Annotated in this window: 20 protein-coding genes; 2 read left to right on the top strand and 18 right to left on the bottom strand. The window is 36.7% G+C overall.

Translation table 11 applies throughout. The annotated features are described in order from the left end of the window. The 14 genes from H344_RS0115940 to H344_RS22300 all read right to left on the bottom strand — a co-directional run. Positions 1-187, bottom strand: a 187-nt coding sequence (locus tag H344_RS0115940) for a transposase (protein ID WP_456236336.1), incomplete at its 3' end; no start/stop codon positions are given. Positions 188-483: 296 nt separating this feature from the next. Then, positions 484-1,470 carry a type I restriction enzyme HsdR N-terminal domain-containing protein gene (locus H344_RS0115935; protein WP_026811204.1) on the bottom strand — a complete coding sequence of 329 codons (987 nt, stop codon included), beginning with the start codon at positions 1,468-1,470 and terminating at the stop codon, positions 484-486. Between the two features lie 275 nt (positions 1,471-1,745). Continuing rightward, on the bottom strand, positions 1,746-2,858 hold the full coding sequence (locus tag H344_RS0115930) for a porin (protein ID WP_026811203.1): 1,113 nt from the start codon (positions 2,856-2,858) through the stop codon (positions 1,746-1,748). 23 nt (positions 2,859-2,881) lie between these two features. Further along, positions 2,882-3,538 (bottom strand): potassium channel family protein, encoded by a 657-nt coding sequence (locus tag H344_RS0115925; protein ID WP_026811202.1) that lies wholly within the window; start codon positions 3,536-3,538, stop codon positions 2,882-2,884. A gap of 19 nt (positions 3,539-3,557) precedes the next feature. Next, positions 3,558-5,117 carry a TrkH family potassium uptake protein gene (locus H344_RS0115920; protein ID WP_026811201.1) on the bottom strand — a complete coding sequence of 520 codons (1,560 nt, stop codon included), beginning with the start codon at positions 5,115-5,117 and terminating at the stop codon, positions 3,558-3,560. A gap of 9 nt (positions 5,118-5,126) precedes the next feature. Continuing rightward, positions 5,127-5,492: a hypothetical protein gene (locus tag H344_RS0115915; protein ID WP_026811200.1), complete on the bottom strand. Its 366-nt coding sequence runs from the start codon at positions 5,490-5,492 to the stop codon at positions 5,127-5,129. A gap of 12 nt (positions 5,493-5,504) precedes the next feature. After that, positions 5,505-5,660, bottom strand: coding sequence for a hypothetical protein (locus tag H344_RS21775; protein WP_157378343.1), 156 nt, complete (start codon positions 5,658-5,660; stop codon positions 5,505-5,507). A 92-nt stretch (positions 5,661-5,752) separates the two neighbouring features. Beyond that, a complete protein-coding gene (locus tag H344_RS0115905; protein ID WP_026811199.1) occupies positions 5,753-6,430 on the bottom strand; it encodes a response regulator in 678 nt (225 codons plus the stop codon). After that, positions 6,423-7,505 (bottom strand): sensor histidine kinase, encoded by a 1,083-nt coding sequence (locus H344_RS0115900; RefSeq protein WP_026811198.1) that lies wholly within the window; start codon positions 7,503-7,505, stop codon positions 6,423-6,425. The genes H344_RS0115905 and H344_RS0115900 overlap by 8 nt, the downstream gene beginning before the upstream one ends. A gap of 170 nt (positions 7,506-7,675) precedes the next feature. Then, a complete protein-coding gene (locus H344_RS0115895) occupies positions 7,676-7,870 on the bottom strand; it encodes a hypothetical protein (RefSeq protein ID WP_026811197.1) in 195 nt (64 codons plus the stop codon). Between the two features lie 2 nt (positions 7,871-7,872). Beyond that, the gene (locus H344_RS0115890) at positions 7,873-8,142 is read right to left on the bottom strand and encodes a hypothetical protein (RefSeq protein WP_026811196.1); all 270 of its coding nucleotides are present in this window, start codon (positions 8,140-8,142) and stop codon (positions 7,873-7,875) included. A gap of 6 nt (positions 8,143-8,148) precedes the next feature. Then, positions 8,149-8,637 carry a hypothetical protein gene (locus tag H344_RS21235; RefSeq protein WP_051254368.1) on the bottom strand — a complete coding sequence of 163 codons (489 nt, stop codon included), beginning with the start codon at positions 8,635-8,637 and terminating at the stop codon, positions 8,149-8,151. Between the two features lie 2 nt (positions 8,638-8,639). Next, positions 8,640-8,912, bottom strand: a complete 273-nt coding sequence (locus tag H344_RS0115880; protein ID WP_157378340.1) for a hypothetical protein — start codon at positions 8,910-8,912, stop codon at positions 8,640-8,642. A 332-nt stretch (positions 8,913-9,244) separates the two neighbouring features. Beyond that, positions 9,245-9,367 carry a hypothetical protein gene (locus H344_RS22300; RefSeq protein ID WP_262482294.1) on the bottom strand — a complete coding sequence of 41 codons (123 nt, stop codon included), beginning with the start codon at positions 9,365-9,367 and terminating at the stop codon, positions 9,245-9,247. Between the two features lie 59 nt (positions 9,368-9,426). Between H344_RS22300 and H344_RS0115875 the strand changes: the two genes are divergently transcribed. Next, on the top strand, positions 9,427-10,029 hold the full coding sequence (locus H344_RS0115875) for a tyrosine-type recombinase/integrase (protein WP_316929565.1): 603 nt from the start codon (positions 9,427-9,429) through the stop codon (positions 10,027-10,029). A gap of 2 nt (positions 10,030-10,031) precedes the next feature. Beyond that, positions 10,032-11,171, top strand: a complete 1,140-nt coding sequence (locus H344_RS0115870; RefSeq protein WP_026811193.1) for an IS91 family transposase — start codon at positions 10,032-10,034, stop codon at positions 11,169-11,171. Positions 11,172-11,447: 276 nt separating this feature from the next. Here the strand turns inward: H344_RS0115870 and H344_RS21230 are convergent, their stop codons facing one another. From H344_RS21230 to H344_RS0115850, 4 genes are all read right to left on the bottom strand, one after another. Beyond that, positions 11,448-11,807 (bottom strand): hypothetical protein, encoded by a 360-nt coding sequence (locus H344_RS21230; protein ID WP_051254367.1) that lies wholly within the window; start codon positions 11,805-11,807, stop codon positions 11,448-11,450. A gap of 17 nt (positions 11,808-11,824) precedes the next feature. After that, on the bottom strand, positions 11,825-12,175 hold the full coding sequence (locus tag H344_RS0115860) for a hypothetical protein (RefSeq protein ID WP_026811192.1): 351 nt from the start codon (positions 12,173-12,175) through the stop codon (positions 11,825-11,827). A 174-nt stretch (positions 12,176-12,349) separates the two neighbouring features. Next, on the bottom strand, positions 12,350-12,598 hold the full coding sequence (locus H344_RS0115855; protein WP_026811191.1) for a hypothetical protein: 249 nt from the start codon (positions 12,596-12,598) through the stop codon (positions 12,350-12,352). Continuing rightward, positions 12,598-14,901, bottom strand: coding sequence for an AAA family ATPase (locus tag H344_RS0115850; protein WP_026811190.1), 2,304 nt, complete (start codon positions 14,899-14,901; stop codon positions 12,598-12,600). The genes H344_RS0115855 and H344_RS0115850 overlap by 1 nt, the downstream gene beginning before the upstream one ends. Positions 14,902-15,431 lie beyond the last annotated feature (530 nt).

The raw sequence follows: 15,431 nt of genomic DNA, 5'->3' as shown, positions 1-15,431 counted from the left end.
ATTCCTTTTCCAATTGCCTGGAGGACCGCATGCGGTTCATATAACCGTAGATATAGAGTTTCAATAAATCTGCCGGATTGTATGGCGGTCTTCCCTGGGCGGGCAATGGATCAAAGCCCAATTCTCGCAGATCCATGCTTTCCACAAACTGATCGATAAAACGTACTGAATTGTCCTGCGGAACCATGTCGTCCAAACAAGTGCTGTAAAGTGTTAACTGCTCCCGGTCTTGTCCTTGTTGATATTCCATACCTTAAGTTACAAAAAACCGAGGTTGGATCTGAAGATGATGCAACGGGTTTTCAACAAGGTTATTAAGTTTTGAGACAGTCTGACGGTTTTGTATAAGATTAGTTGCGTTGTTTAAGCACCTAATTTAGCAAATACAAACCGAATAGAAAATCCGCGAGGATTTTCGTAAGTAGGCTAGAACCAAGCAATTAATTTTATACGTTGTTGGCAACTGGCTTTTCTTTCCGATTTCTATTTATCAATCGAAACTAAAACTTTTTCAATTCCGAGTTTTTGCCATTCTCCATTTCTGAATTCTGGTCTAGACCTTAAATTTCCTAAAACTCCTGAAGTTTCTCTAAATCTATTTGCATTCCAAACTTTTTGTTTAGAAGTTCCGTTTTTATAAAATGTCGTTATATACGCAGTTTTGGTCAATAAAAGTCTCCTTTTAAATTCATATTCAGTTGACGGATTTAATTCAATTGGTAAAATACCATTTGAATAATCAACTATTCTTTGTTTAGAAAACTCTCTTTTTGGTAATTCACTTTGCTTTGGTAGAGCATTTTTTGCTCTAATCTCAACTGTTAGATTTTCCAAAACGGATTCAATTAATTCTCCATCGTATTCGTCAAGAAAATCTTGTTTTATAAGTTCCAATATTATTGCTTGATAATTTTCGTCGAGTAGTTTTTTCGTGAGTTCTTTATGCTCTTCTCTGCGATTTAATTTTTTTAGTCCGTTAAGAGTGAAATTCCGCAATGATTCTTGGTTAAAATTTTCTTTTGCAAATATTTCGACGAATTTTAATCCTTTCTCATTATCCTTTGTGAACTTTATTGTTTCTAAAAGGATTGGGTCTTCTTGTTTTGCCAAATCTCCATCGTAAAAAATTTGGATTCCTTGTCCGATTAAAATTCCGTATTCTAGTTTTAACTGACGCATATATGAAAATAATTGTTGCTGAAACCTTGAATTAAGTGGAATGTTTGGTTGTTTAATTTCAATCACGAACAATTTTCTATTATCGGAATCTTTTATAACAAAATCAGGCGTAATTCTGTTAGCAGCACCAACTTGAAAGGAAGGTCGAATTTCAATATCTCCAGAATATTCTTTCCAATCCAAAACTCTTAAAGCTTGGACTACGTTTTGTTCAAAATCACTTTCGCTAATATCAGTCCGAATGTTGTCGGATAATAAAAAGCAGATTTCATTCCATTTTTCGTTGTTCATTTTCGGTTTTCTCGGTTTTTTCAGCTTGTTGCCAACGGTCTAGTATAAGCGTAGTGCGGGATTTCAAGGCACTTAACTTTCCGCCCACACTAAACTTTGATAGATGCCAAAATACCGAATTATAGCCACACAACCCGCATTACGCTTATACATTGTTGTGCGTTCGTACTTTTTTTCAGTCGTCTTTCAGCGTTGGCAAAGACATACTCTTTGGCAAGTTTTGGCTTGTGTGTTGGCTGGTGCGACTTGCCAATGTGTATGGCTTTTAGCTTGGGCTATTTGTTTAGAGTTTCCGAAAATTTGATTGCTATTGATGCTCCGATAATAAAGTTGTCGTTTGTGAAATTGTTTTTGGTTTCAAAAACGTTGTCTCTACTGTTTAGCCAACGACCTTCCATTCGGCAAATGATGTTTTGGCTTGGTGAATAGTCGATATTTAAAGAAAGTCCTGTGGTTTGGAAGCCATTCATTGTTCCTGTTGGGATTATTATTCCTGTCTCGTCTTGATAATATTCTGCTCTGATAGCGGTTTTCCAAGTGTCGTTAATCGTGTATTGTCCGATAATGACAGGACTCAACCAAAAATCGTAAGCGGTACTGTTTTTTGTTCGCTGTTGTGTTCCAATGTCAAAACCTGCGATTAAACCAAACTTTTCGGTTAGTTGAAATTGTCCGTAAACATTATTGAAATAGCGCATTCTTCTTGTGGTGTCTGGGTCGTCAGTTCCGATAAATGTGCTCCAATTTAAAGTGACATTTTCAGTTGGACTGTAATTCACTTGTGTTCCAAATGATGGTAATGAATTGCCTTCCAATCTTTGAATACGTTGCCAACCATTAACAATTAATCCTGCTATTTCCCATTTGTCATTTGGGTTAAAAGTCAGTTTTGCTCCTGTTAAAAAGTAAGGTGAATTTTCAGCCAACAAAGAACGCGTCAAAGTCATATTGTCCATAGAAATGGCACTTTCAAAACCAATATGAGAAGGCAAAACACCTGCATCAAGCCAAAGGTTATTTTTCTTGTTCAGTGAAATGCCAATATTCGCTTCAAAGATGTTTTTCAAAAGACCTGGTTCTGCTGCATAATTGTCGTTTGCATAAGTACCTGTTTGTAGTGCAAAATTGGCTCGGTATTTTGAATGCTCGACATTCATTTTTACAAGTCCTAAATTCAAGTTAAACTCGTTGTGCCGATTATGATTGAACAAGAACGCTTGTCTTTCCGTGCCTTGTGGCTGATTAAAATCATAGACATAAAACACATCTGCAAATCCTGAAATATTTAATTGTGGTTTTTGTTGCCAAGAACTATCCACTTGTGCGGATAAGCTTAAACTTGAAAAAATTAGTGCGATAAGTATGTTTACCTGCCAAATCTGCTTCATCGTCTGTTGTATTAATTTTGCTTTCAGAACAGATTTGATACTTCTGCTACTTTTTTTCTTTGTGATAGAACAACTACAGTGTCCTTAATTTCTATTTTGGTTTCGCCTTCAGGAATGATAATTTGATTATTTCTCTTAATTAAAACGATGCGTGAATCGGATGGTAAAATTCTTTGTTTGTTTAGTTCTTTGATTAATTTGTCGGCAATTTTAGAATCTTTTTCAACCTGCATCTCTAATAATTCATAACCATCTCCTAGGTCTAAAAACTCTTTTACATTCGGGCCTTGAACGGCTCTGTACAAATACCTTCCATTTAATCGGTAAGGACTTTCTACTGTATCTGTACCAAGTTGTTCAAAAACTGATAAATGCTCTTCGTTGTTGACAGAACTTACCAAACGATTAACGCCCAATTGCTTTGCGAGTAGGATAACCAAAGAGTTTACAGCATCATCATTTGTGGTAACAATAATAGCATCTGCTTTTTCTGCGTTGGCTTCTTTCAGCGCTTCAATACTTGTCGCATCTGCGTGAATAACTACACAGTCAAAATGGGAAGCGACCCAATCGGCTGTTTCTTTGTTTTTTTCAATCACAAAAACATCGTGATTGTCTTTTACTGCTGCTTCGATGACGTGTTTTCCGGTTCTCCCTGAACCAATAATGATGACATGCATAATGTTACTTTTTTAAATATTAAACGATTCTTGGTTTCGTGCCATAGAAAAGCACTCTTAATAAAATGAGAATGGGTATGATTTCTATTCTTCCTGCCCACATTTGTATGATGTAAACACCTTCTAAAATTGGATTCATACTTGGGTCTGTAATGCCCGAACTTAATCCAACTGTACCTTGTGCGGATGCGGATTCAAAAATGGCATCTGCCAATGTAAAATCGCCTGACATAAAATAGACTGTAAACAAGGTGGACACAAATACAAACAAGATGTACATAAGGGTGAAGATTCCTGCTCTAGATATTTCCGAACTCATCTCTTCTGGAAGCATTAGCTTATTATCAAAGCGTACAGACTTGATGGTGTTTTTAGATAGAAATAGTTTGTTAATATGCCATCTTAATCCCTTTTGTAGCAATAATGCACGAATAATTTTAATACCACCCACTGTTCCACCGGCAGAACCACCAACAATCATAGCAGCAGCTACAATAAACAAGACAGAAAGGTCGTCCCATCCGCCAATATTTGATGTTTGCCAACCTGTGGTTGTTAATGCACTCACAAATTGAAATATACCTTCTCTGAATGGGTTGGAAACTAATTCAGAGTTCATTAGAAATAAAGACAAAACCACTCCACCAATTATTGAAGCAATAATCATTGAACGCGTTTGAATATCCTTCCATAATTCATTGATTTTTCGCTGAAAAATGAAACGATAGAAAAATGGGATAGACAAACCACCTAAAAGCATTGGAAGCAAGAATAACATATCCATTTTAGCAGATTGATACCCTGCAATACTGTCGTCAAGCGTACTAAATCCGCCCGTAGATTGTCCTGTCATAGCGTGGTTGATAGCATCAAAAATATTTTCTGATACCGGATAGTCTGGCAATATAAAGTAGGTGCCAATGGCGATATAGACGAACATTGAAAGCGTCACTACAAAATATACTTTCCAAATAGCTCTTGCAGTTTCTATCACATTAGTTCTCAATTTAGTGCCGCTAGCTTCTGAACCGTAGAGCTGAATCGCTCCTTGACCTGGTAAGTGCCTAAAAACGGCTATTGCCATTACTATAAAACCTGCTCCGCCAACCCATTGAGAAAAAGACCGATAAAACAAAATGGATTTACCAACAGAAGGTTCATTATACGCCATTGTTAAACCCGTGGTAGTAAAGGCACTAGTGCTTTCAAAGAGACAATGCAAAGGATTTTTAAAATTTAATAGACTTGAAGTATAATCCATTCCTGTAGGGACAAATTGTTGCATCACTTCAAGTGGCGTAATATGGGCAATGATAAAATAGGGAATTGCTCCAAAAATCATTATCATAAGCCAACCAATGGCGGCTATAGCGAGTGAATGTTTTTCTTTAGGCTCTTCTGTTTTTTCAAAAAGTCTGTAAACCAAATATCCTAACAATGCTGTAAATGTTCCTGCAATCAGAAAGCCTGCAAGGGAATACCATTCTCGGTAAATAATTGCAAATATGGCTGGCACAAGCATTACAAATCCTAAAATAATTTGCAGACTTGCTACCTGTTTTATAAATGTTTTATACATAGAATTATATTACGATTGTTGGTTATTTTGATTGGTTGAAGCTTCTTCTTTTAGCTCATTTAAGTGAGTTTGAAGATTTGTAAGCTGAACAATGATTTTATCCTTACTTTCAATGGGAACCTGAATGTCTTGATAGAGTTGCTTCGCCAATTTCACGGCATTCTGATAATCAGAAACCTTATTTTGAAATTCTTTTTGATTTTGAGCATTTATAAACCATTTCAAACCCTTTTTTACTTCTTCATTGCATTGAAAAAGCTGTTTTGCACCATTGGGATGGTCTTGTTCGTAAAGCCTTGAAAATTCTACTACATCAAAGCAAACTTGAACAATCGTATCAGCCATTTTCTTCGAAATTGATATTTCACTATTCATAGCTCATAAACTTTAGAAATGGAAAAATCGGAAATACAGAAACAGAGCAGTTCCTAAAACCACCATTACAATTGTGGGTATAATCAAATGTTTGATTTCCTTATACCAATCGTGAATTGATTCGTAGGGTTTACCGTCATCTTCATCATAGAAAAAATCCCACTTCATTTCTTTGCATTTTTTTGATACTACAAAGGTCAGATGAAAGCGATAAGTAAAAAATCAAGGATTGGTAAGTCTGTATAAAGATTTTATAAAGACTATTGAAAGCGGTAACCAACACCGCTTTCCGTGACAATGTGTTGCGGATTATTGGGGTTTTCTTCAATCTTTTTACGTAGTGTGCCAACAAACACCCGTAAATATTGGGTTTCGGTTTGATAGCTGTAACCCCAAATTTCTTTTAGAAGATATTGATGGGTAAGGACTTTGCCTTCATTTTTGGCAAATAAAGCCAATAAATTATACTCTGTAGATGTGAGTTTTAAGGCTTCATTGTTTCGTTTTACAATTCGGGCTACTAAATCAATTTCAATGTCTCCACAAGTAATGATTGAGTTGTTCTCGGTATTTTGGCTTCTTCTAATTGCTGAACGAATTCTTGCCAACAATTCGCCTGTGCGGAAAGGCTTGGTCAAATAGTCCGTTGCTCCATTGTCTAGAGCTGAAACAATATCGGTTTCATTGTCCTGAACCGAAAGTATGATAATGGGTTTATTGTACCATTCTCGTAGTTCTTGTAAAATTTCGTGACCGCTTTTATCAGGTAACCCAATATCGAGCAAAATTAAATCTGGTGGATGACTAGCCGATAAAATCAATCCTTCTTTTCCCGTACTTGCTTGAACTACTTTATAATCATTGCTCTCCAAGTTTATTTGAAGCAATTTTCTGATTTGTGGTTCATCATCTATGATTAATATTTCTGCCTTATTCATTTTCCAAATTTGTGTTTTTAGAAAATTCGCACGGAATTTTTATTAGAAATCTTGCCCCACCTTCCTTTAAATTATCTAAAAGTACTTTCCCGTTCATTGCTTCCGTAAAACCTTTTACTATTGAAAGCCCTAAACCTGTTCCACCAGTGGCTGTTTGCTTCAAACGATAAAATTTGTCAAAAACATAATCTATTTCATTTTTTGGAAATCCTTTACCATTGTCAAATACTTCTATGAAACAATGTGTTAGATTGTGGTCGAGTTGAATGGTAATTGTTGTATTTGTAGGTGTGTGTTGAAGTGCGTTGTGTATGAGATTAAATAGAATTTGTTCCGTAAGACCGTTATCAATTTTAACTAATGGCATATTTTCTTTTGGAATAAATACAATCTTGTGATGATTCGCATCATTTTCATTGTCTTTTATGGCAGAAAAAACAAGCTCGTTCAAATCGCACCAATCAACTTTAGGTTGAATAAAGCCCGCTTCAAGTCTGCTCATACTCAAAAGGTTTTCGACCTGTCGATTTAGACGAAAACTGGCAATTTCAATTTCAGAATACAGTTCATTGCGATTATTGTCAGAAAGTTTGGTTTGGTTGTCTTTGATGGTGTCAATGGCACCAATTATTGTTGAAATGGGTGTTCTCAATTCGTGAGAAAGTGAATTAAGTAAGGTGTTGTAAAGTTTGATGGATTTTTCTCTTTCTTCTTGTTCTCTTTCTTTTCGTTCTACTTTTCGGATGTTGTGTGTCAAAACTGCATTTATTGAAGCAATCACGAAATACATTAAAAACATCAAACCATCTTCTGCTGTGCCAATATGTAAAGTGAATGTTGGTGGAATAAAAAAGAAATTCCAAATCAATGCACTTAATAATGCCGATAGTAATACTGGAAAAATATCAAAAAGAATAGCATTTACAGAAACAACTAAAAGTAAAATAAGCGCAACAGCTCTGTAACCAATAATCTCAACCGAAAAAAAACACAGAACAGCAGTGAATACGACAAGCAGAACGCTTATCAAGTATTGGTTTTTCTTGCTGTATTTTCTTGTTTTTAGTAAGTCCACATTTTTTGTTCAAATTTAGTGATTGAGTTATAAAGATTTCGTAAAGATGTCAGTCCTTCGAGCGTTGGCAAGATTGGCTCTTTTGGTTCTTTAGCGTTGGATTTGTGTGTCGGCAAAAAACCAAATGTGCCAATGTGCGTGGGGTTTTTGTATGACGCACAACGGTTCTGCTATGGCAAGTAGGGCGGCGGGCACGCACCGAACATTCCCCAAGGCCCGTAGCCAAAGCTTTTGTATTTTGTTTTTATCTTTACTTCTCTAAAAGCCAAATCAAAAGATTTGGCGGTCTTTACAAACACGCCCAAGCCAGTGGATTCAGGACTTAGCGCCCTATTTGTTATAGCAATTGTTGTGCCGTCGTGCATTATTAGTTTTGAAATATTACTTCTCTTAGATATAGCCATTTAGAAAGCTTTGCATAAACTTCTGTTACTGAATTTCCTTTAAATTCTTTATGATCGTCCATAATCTCGGCTAGAAAAGAATCAGCTATCTCAGTTTTAATTTTGAGTATAACTGGATTGGTCTTTCTGCCATAAACTGTTAATTTCCCAGAATATTCGATCCATTCTTTTGCTCTTAAATGTTTGCCGAAGACCTCTTGTTTTGCTTGATAAATGATTGTTGGATTAGGCATAAATATCTATGAGTCTATTTTTTTATAGGCAAAACATTCAAATTCCGGCTCTCCTTGTTGGTCAAATCTTGTCATATTACACAATGGTTCTTCGTTGGGGTCATTATCATGAATGCAGGTCAGGCATAAGGTGGGCTTTTTGATCAAGTCCTCGTTGATTTCATATCCATCGTCATCAAAGAATCCATGTATTTCCAATGATTGTATGTCGTTGATATGTCTTTGTCCCTTTCTATTTTCCCGTTTCTTGATAGCGGAATCTAGTTCATAATCATCTTTTGGCATACTTTCTCCGGTAATACAAGTAAAACAACTGTTTCCAACCGATGCGGAACCAACAACCCAAATATCATTTCCGCATGAGCATTTAATTCCTTTTTGATATTCCTTGAGTGCGTATTTAAGTCGTTTTTCCAAATCTACTTTGTTCTCTTTTGGATTATGCTTTAAATGCAGTTCAATATATTTTTCTATCGATATTTTCTTAAATCCCATATCTACTTTGCTTGTACAAACTGGGAGCGTGCTTTCCCATTATTTTTTAATCCACGAAGTTTACAATATTCTATCAGATCATCCAAATCCACAATAATATCTATTACCTCAAATCCTTGATTTATTAAATCACGTTTTGTCTTCATGAAAGCTTTATGCCAATCATGCCATGTATCGTGCATGCTGTCCCTGTCAACAATCACGTTGATGAAGCGTTTCCAATCTTCCTTTTGATAATATGCTAGCTTAATTTCGATCATGTTGTTTCTGAGCATGCGGCACAACGTGTTTGTGTATGATTTCGTTGCGTGTTTTAGCAACTAATTTAGCAAATACAAACCGAATAGAAAATCCGCGAGGATTTTCGTAAGTAGGCGAGTACTAGCAATGAATTATACACGGTGTTGAACTAAACCTAAAGGTAGCTTCAAGCAAGATTTCCCCTGCTGTTCACTACCTTTAGGTATTGTCTAATTAATTCATTGTAAGTTATGAAAAAAAAATAGTACCCTCATAGATAGGGCCTGTAATTCTGTTCCAGAATTTAATGAACTGTATCGTAAGTTAAGACGATCTATTGAGCTTTCCGGTAAGAGCCAAAGTACCCTTACCAACTATGCTCGTTGCCTAGCGCATATTTCCCTTCATTATAATTGTAGTCCGCTGGTTCTTGATGAGGAGCAGATCTTGGATTACCTGCACATTTTAAAATCCCGGCACAATACGCCATCCGATAGTTTTTTCAAACATACGGTCTATGGGCTTCGCTATGCTTATCGCATTTTCGGTATGAAGGAGATGCGTGTGGTGCTGCCTTCGATAGAACAACCAAAAAAGCTACCGGTAGTATTGAGCCACAATGAGGTGAGGCAGCTCCTCAAGGCCCCTAAACTTCTGAAGCACCGTTTGGTTCTGGCCATGCTCTACGGTTGTGGTCTTCGTAACTTTGAACTCTGCAACCTACATCTAAAAGACCTTGATTTTGATCGTAAGATGCTCCACATCCGTCAGGGAAAAGGCAGAAAAGACCGTTATGTTCCACTATCCCAGATGCAGATTCGCGGCCTAAGAAAATACATCGCCGCAGAACCTCCTACCACCTGGTGTTTTAATGGCTACGACAGGGAAGGCAATCCCTCTCAGTTATCGACAATGGGGGTGCAATGGATCGTTCGGGAAGCTCGCAAACATAGCGGAATCCAGAAAGGGATCACTCCCCATATCCTTCGACACAGTTATGCCACCCACCTTTTGGAGATGGGGTTGGACATTATAAGTGTTAAAGACCTGCTGGGGCACGCACATATACAAACAACGCTTACCTACCTTCACGTGGCACAACTGGGTAGACAAAAGCCGTTCAGTCCACTGGATCGGCTTTATAAGAGGTAGCCGTGAAACCTGTTTACGAGGTGGCACAGGTATTGGAAGGCAACAGGGAACAGCTCGTCGGCATTTGTGCCAATAGTTGGCAACTAAGAACCCTGCACGCCTTGCGCAAATGCCGCACTGCTTCCCTGGGAGGCCATATTGACCGCTGTAACAATCCTTCATGCCATAGGCTCCACCTTAGCTACAATAGTTGTCGGAACCGCCATTGTCCCAAGTGTCAGGGACATAAAAAAAAGGAATGGATCCGAGCACGAGAAGAAGAGCTCTTAAACGTGCCTTACTTTCACGTGGTCTTTACTTTGCCCTCAGCGCTCAACCGCCTATGTCTGTATGAGCCTAAATTAATATATAGTCTACTGTTCAAAATATCCTGGCAGGTGGTCCAAGGTTTTGCATCCAACCATAAGTTTATGGGTGCCACGCCGGGGATGATTGCTATCCTGCACACTTGGGGACAAAACCTGTCGTTACATCCACACTTGCATTGCATAGTTCCCGGTGGAGGTATTGCCCAAAGCGGTAAATGGAAATATGCAAAAAACAAAGGAAAATACCTGTTCCCGGTCAAAGCTATGAGCATGGTTTTTAGGGCTCGCTTTGTAGCTTCCCTTCGCAAGGAATTTCCACCACAACCCACGGCCTTCTACGAAAACCTATTCAAGCACAACTGGGTAGTTTATTGCAAACGTCCATTTTTAGGTCCAGCACAAGTAGTAGAATATCTTGGCCGCTATACCCACAAAATCGCCATCAGTAACCACCGTATAAAGAGCCTAGACACTAATGGCGTTACTTTTACTGTCAAGGATTATCGCAATGGAGGCAGAAAGCGGCTGCTCCGTTTGGACGATGCAGAGTTCATACGCAGGTTTACCCTGCACATCCTGCCCAAGGGGTTCATACGCATACGCCATTATGGGATCCTGAGCAGTACCAAGAAAAGGGAGTTGCTCCCTCTACTGCAACAGGTTCTGGGGAGACCGGTGAACCATGAACGACCTCCCTTGAAACATCGCCGATGTCCTTACTGCCAGATCGGGATTATGGTAACCGTAGCGGTATTCGATAGCCGTGGCCCGCCCAAAGCATGGTCCGACAAATTGAAAAAATATGCCCCCGGTACAACGCTCCAAAAAGCGTAAGGGGATGCCTATGGCCAAGACCAAGATAACGAGCTAGATAAATTCGTCCTAGACAGGGAAAAGGGTACAGAAATATCACAAAAGAACCTGGCCAGACAAGAAGAAGTGATTATTAATAACTTCATGGTCCGAAGAGGACTTCGCAATCCATATATAAAATACTATTGAACTATAGCAATCCCCATAGAAAGGGACAACATGACCCGGTTTAGTCAACAAGGTCTTCATGTTTGGCCGTACCGGCCACACGAAGACTTAGTTATTGGCGGTAGTTTTTTATATTTCTAATTCTTTAATTCCAGTTATTTTCCATTTACGTTCAAATTCTGATTTATCGATTGGCTCGCCTTCAAAATCCGTGTATTTCATATTCGTATCGCACCAAAATCCATAATTCCGTTTGTCAGGTCCAGCAAAAACCGGATTTTCATTTTTATCCAACGCAATTTCTCTCCAAGGTAAAAGTTCTCCGTCAGTTTCTAAAAATTCTATTAGCCAACTTTTTACTAAATACATTTTATCTTCGTAGTCGGGATTAGCTCTCGGAATAAAAAACAAAAGTCCACTAATCAACTTTTCCTTCCAGCTTTTTCCTTTTGGCCAATCAGTCGCATCTTTTGTTTTTAGATATTTCATTCCAATACGTTTGTTATTTATTCTCCGTATATATCTGAATCAATATCAATGTCGATTTCTGAAATCGTAATTTCTTTTGCGTTTTTAAAGTCAAATTTTCCCTTTGCAGAAAATGGTTTACTATAATTTTCATTAAAACTATGGTCTCCTTTGCTCGCTCCCATAACTAAATCTGCTGAAAAATTGCCACTTTTTACAGTAAATTCCCTATTTGGAATATCGACAAAAATGTCGTTGTAATCTATTTCACTTTCCCAAAAGTCACATCCGTAATTTCCTGGACTTGTGTTATTCAAAACATCATTCCAAACTTCCATATCTGTACTTATTTCTTCAGCTAATTGTTCTCTTATTTCGTCTATTGTCATAATTTTATATTTTTTGATGAGTGTTCTTCTAAATTACCGCCAACGTCTAGTATATGAAAAGTAGGCGATTTCGAAGCACGAAACTTTCGGTTAAGCCAAAGTTTGATACGAGCCAAAACCCTTGAATTTATTGCTATCTCGCCTATTTTTTATATACATTGTTGCCAGTAGTCTTTATTCCTCATTTGTTTCTTCTTCCTCTTCAGTTTCTTCCTCTGCGAAAATGTCAGAAACTTTGTTGAGCATTTCTTCTAAATTCGTTATTTCATCATCTGACAAGTTTCCGAAGTCTGTATCGTCAATCGTATTATCTTCCAGAAGTTGTTTTATCATTTCTGTGTAAGTGAAGTCAACAGCAACCGTTCCTTGCTGAATCTTTACAGATATATCATTATTGTCTTCCTTGTTGAATATTAATTTCATTACTCTGTGAATTTTTTTAGATTATATTTCTTTACTCTCTTTTTGATTGACGATTTTCCACCATCTGTAATTGAAGCAATTAGGTCTACAACACTTTTACCCTCTATTTCTCCCTCTAACGGACTTGACTTGATAATTAATTTGTTGTTTTCGTTTCTACATAATATTATGTTTTGTGCATCCGCTAACATTGGAATTGTTGCATTATGAGAAACGAGTATGATTTGCTTTTTGCTCTTAATTTTTTTTACAGCTTCAACTAAGCCTTTGTTAATGTAGTCTGTTGCTAAATTATCCTCTGGTTGGTCAATAATTACAGGTGCACTATCCTTGTCATAGCCCAATATGATGTCGAGAATTACAGAGGTTTTCCAACCTGGACTTAATTTTTCAAATTGACGACCATCCTTCGTGACGATTTTATATTTCTTCTTATTTAACTGTTCAAACCCGTTGTAAATCTTACTTTCAAAATCATCATAATCGTGCACTTTTGGCTTTTGTTTTTTGAAATTAGATTCAAACAGTAGTTCAGGCGTAATGCTGTTAAAATCAACAATTTTCGCTTTAAGAAAATGGTTTACCACCTCAATAAACTTCTCAGGGTTCAATTCAAAGTCATTTTCTATGTAGAGTGTATGTCCCATTGACTCTATCTCTTCTGAATCAAAATTTAAAGAATAGCTTGAAATAGTGGTTATGGTTCTATGAAACTGTCTATATGCACGAACATACTTTTTTAAGGACTCTTGGAGCTTGTTGAAGTTTTGTCTTTTGGTTTGTTCTTCAGAATTAGAATGTTTAAGAGCTTGATTGTAGATTTCCTGCTCTTTTTCTAATAAATTTCTAACTTCCTTTTCTTTGTTAGAAATTTGAAGTACGTTTTCAAGTTCATTTTTTAAGCTGGCTACTAGACTAGAGTCGTGCTCTATAAATGGATATTGAGATAAGAAAATTTCTAAATTATCTAAAGACTGGATGTACCCATCATATACACCTTTAGAAAAGCGAAGTTTCTCATTTTCAAGTTCAGTCGGTTGAAGATTATCATAGATATTAGTCTCTAAATTACTTCTTGTTATTAATCTAGAAATAATTGGAATAGTATTTAGTGTTTGGCTTTCTTCTTCTAGAATTTTTACACATCGTATTAATTCTTGAATATTTTTTTTAAATTCTCTTAACCCATTATTGATACTTATCTTAATGTCGTCATCACCGGGAAAAACTCTTTTGATTATGTCAATATTTTCTATTTTGTCTTCGCTAATATTATTGACTACTCCCATTATGTAATTTTGTGACAAATAATGTGGTTTCATTCCCGAAGGATTTACTACTGTGATTTTATCAACCTCATATTGGTCGTATATTGATTCACTAGCAGTATTGTTAAGACACCTTACGATTGAATCAACAAGAAGAGTTTTGCCACTTGATGAGCCACCAATAATCACATTTAGACCAGAGGTAAGCTCAATATCTATTTCAATGTTGTCTTTGTTATGAGAGACAGCCTGAATATTTTCAGAGTAGAATGTAGGTTTCGTCTCAGAATAAATTAATCTCGATTTTTCTGATAGTGATAATCTTAAGCCGTTAAATGTTGGTTTTGCAAGCATCCAAGTCGGTTTAAATGGATTTTTATCCTTGCCGTTTGGATAAGTGTTAGGTGTATAGTTATCACTACAGGTTATTAGGTTAACGAATTCATTTATGCCTAATTTTTTAAAGTAGTCTTGAGTACGCTCTAAGCCATTATCTCCTCTTGCCGTAAACCCCTCAAAATGGTTGTAATAAACACTTCGTTCTAAAGTGCCATCTACAGTAGTCTCTTTTGGTATGGATTTATTGAAAGTTGCGTGTGATTGACCTCCGTGAGGTAAAAGCATAAAATTATACTTGTCGAATTTATTGATAATGTCCTGAATTGTTGGGATAGAAGGATCTTTTTTCTCTACTACTTTATTCGGATACAGTGTATTAAGTTTCTCATTAATATCATCAATAATTTCTTCTGTTATCTCATTTAGGTCAAAATATATATGACAATGATATGCTGGACAGTTGTCATAGTTTCTGATATGTAATTCAACACCGAGAATAATGTTAATACCTAATTCAACTGCCTTTAAATAGGCGCTCTTGTTAACCATATTGTGGTCAGTAAGAGAAATTAAAAAATCAGAACTTCCATTAAATTCGTGAATTTTTCTTACCAATGTTTCAAGGTCATAGTCATTATTAACCACATTTGGGTCAGCTGAAGTGTGAATATGTGTGTCTAAGTAAATTGGATTCACGGTTTGTTTTTTAGATTACTGGCAACGATGGCTATATGATTAGGGGCCCTTTTCAGGCTAACTTGTTTTGGGCCATTAATTATATAGCGTGTTGTAAGTGGTTTTCTTACATTTTTAAATTTAATACAAAAAATGGGAATAAAACCATGGATAGTTTGCAATAAGATAATAATAGGATCACTTTTTCGTAAGCCTCCCGTAACATATTGATCTAAACATTGCGGTTTAATCAGTCTGTTACGGCACAGAAAAGCAGCCAAATGCCTTATTATCAACAATAATGGCCCGTAAAATTTGACTTTCTCGAAATTTTTACCGTCCTTGTTCAAGTAGTTTTTAACGTTCCCAACGTTTGGATAGCGAGCTCTCCACGCTGATAAGCTAAACTACTTGGGCAATATCCGCCTGAAATAGTCGAATATTGCCCCTATCGATAATAAGGCTCTTGGCTATTCCGACCAGTCTTCACAAACTAGCTCACATAATACTTGCGAAAAAGTACCATAGCGATTGCAAATTACTTACAACGT

The organism is Arenibacter latericius DSM 15913, assembly GCF_000424985.1.
Classification (GTDB): domain Bacteria; phylum Bacteroidota; class Bacteroidia; order Flavobacteriales; family Flavobacteriaceae; genus Arenibacter; species Arenibacter latericius.
This window is presented reverse-complemented; position numbering and strand designations above follow the sequence as displayed.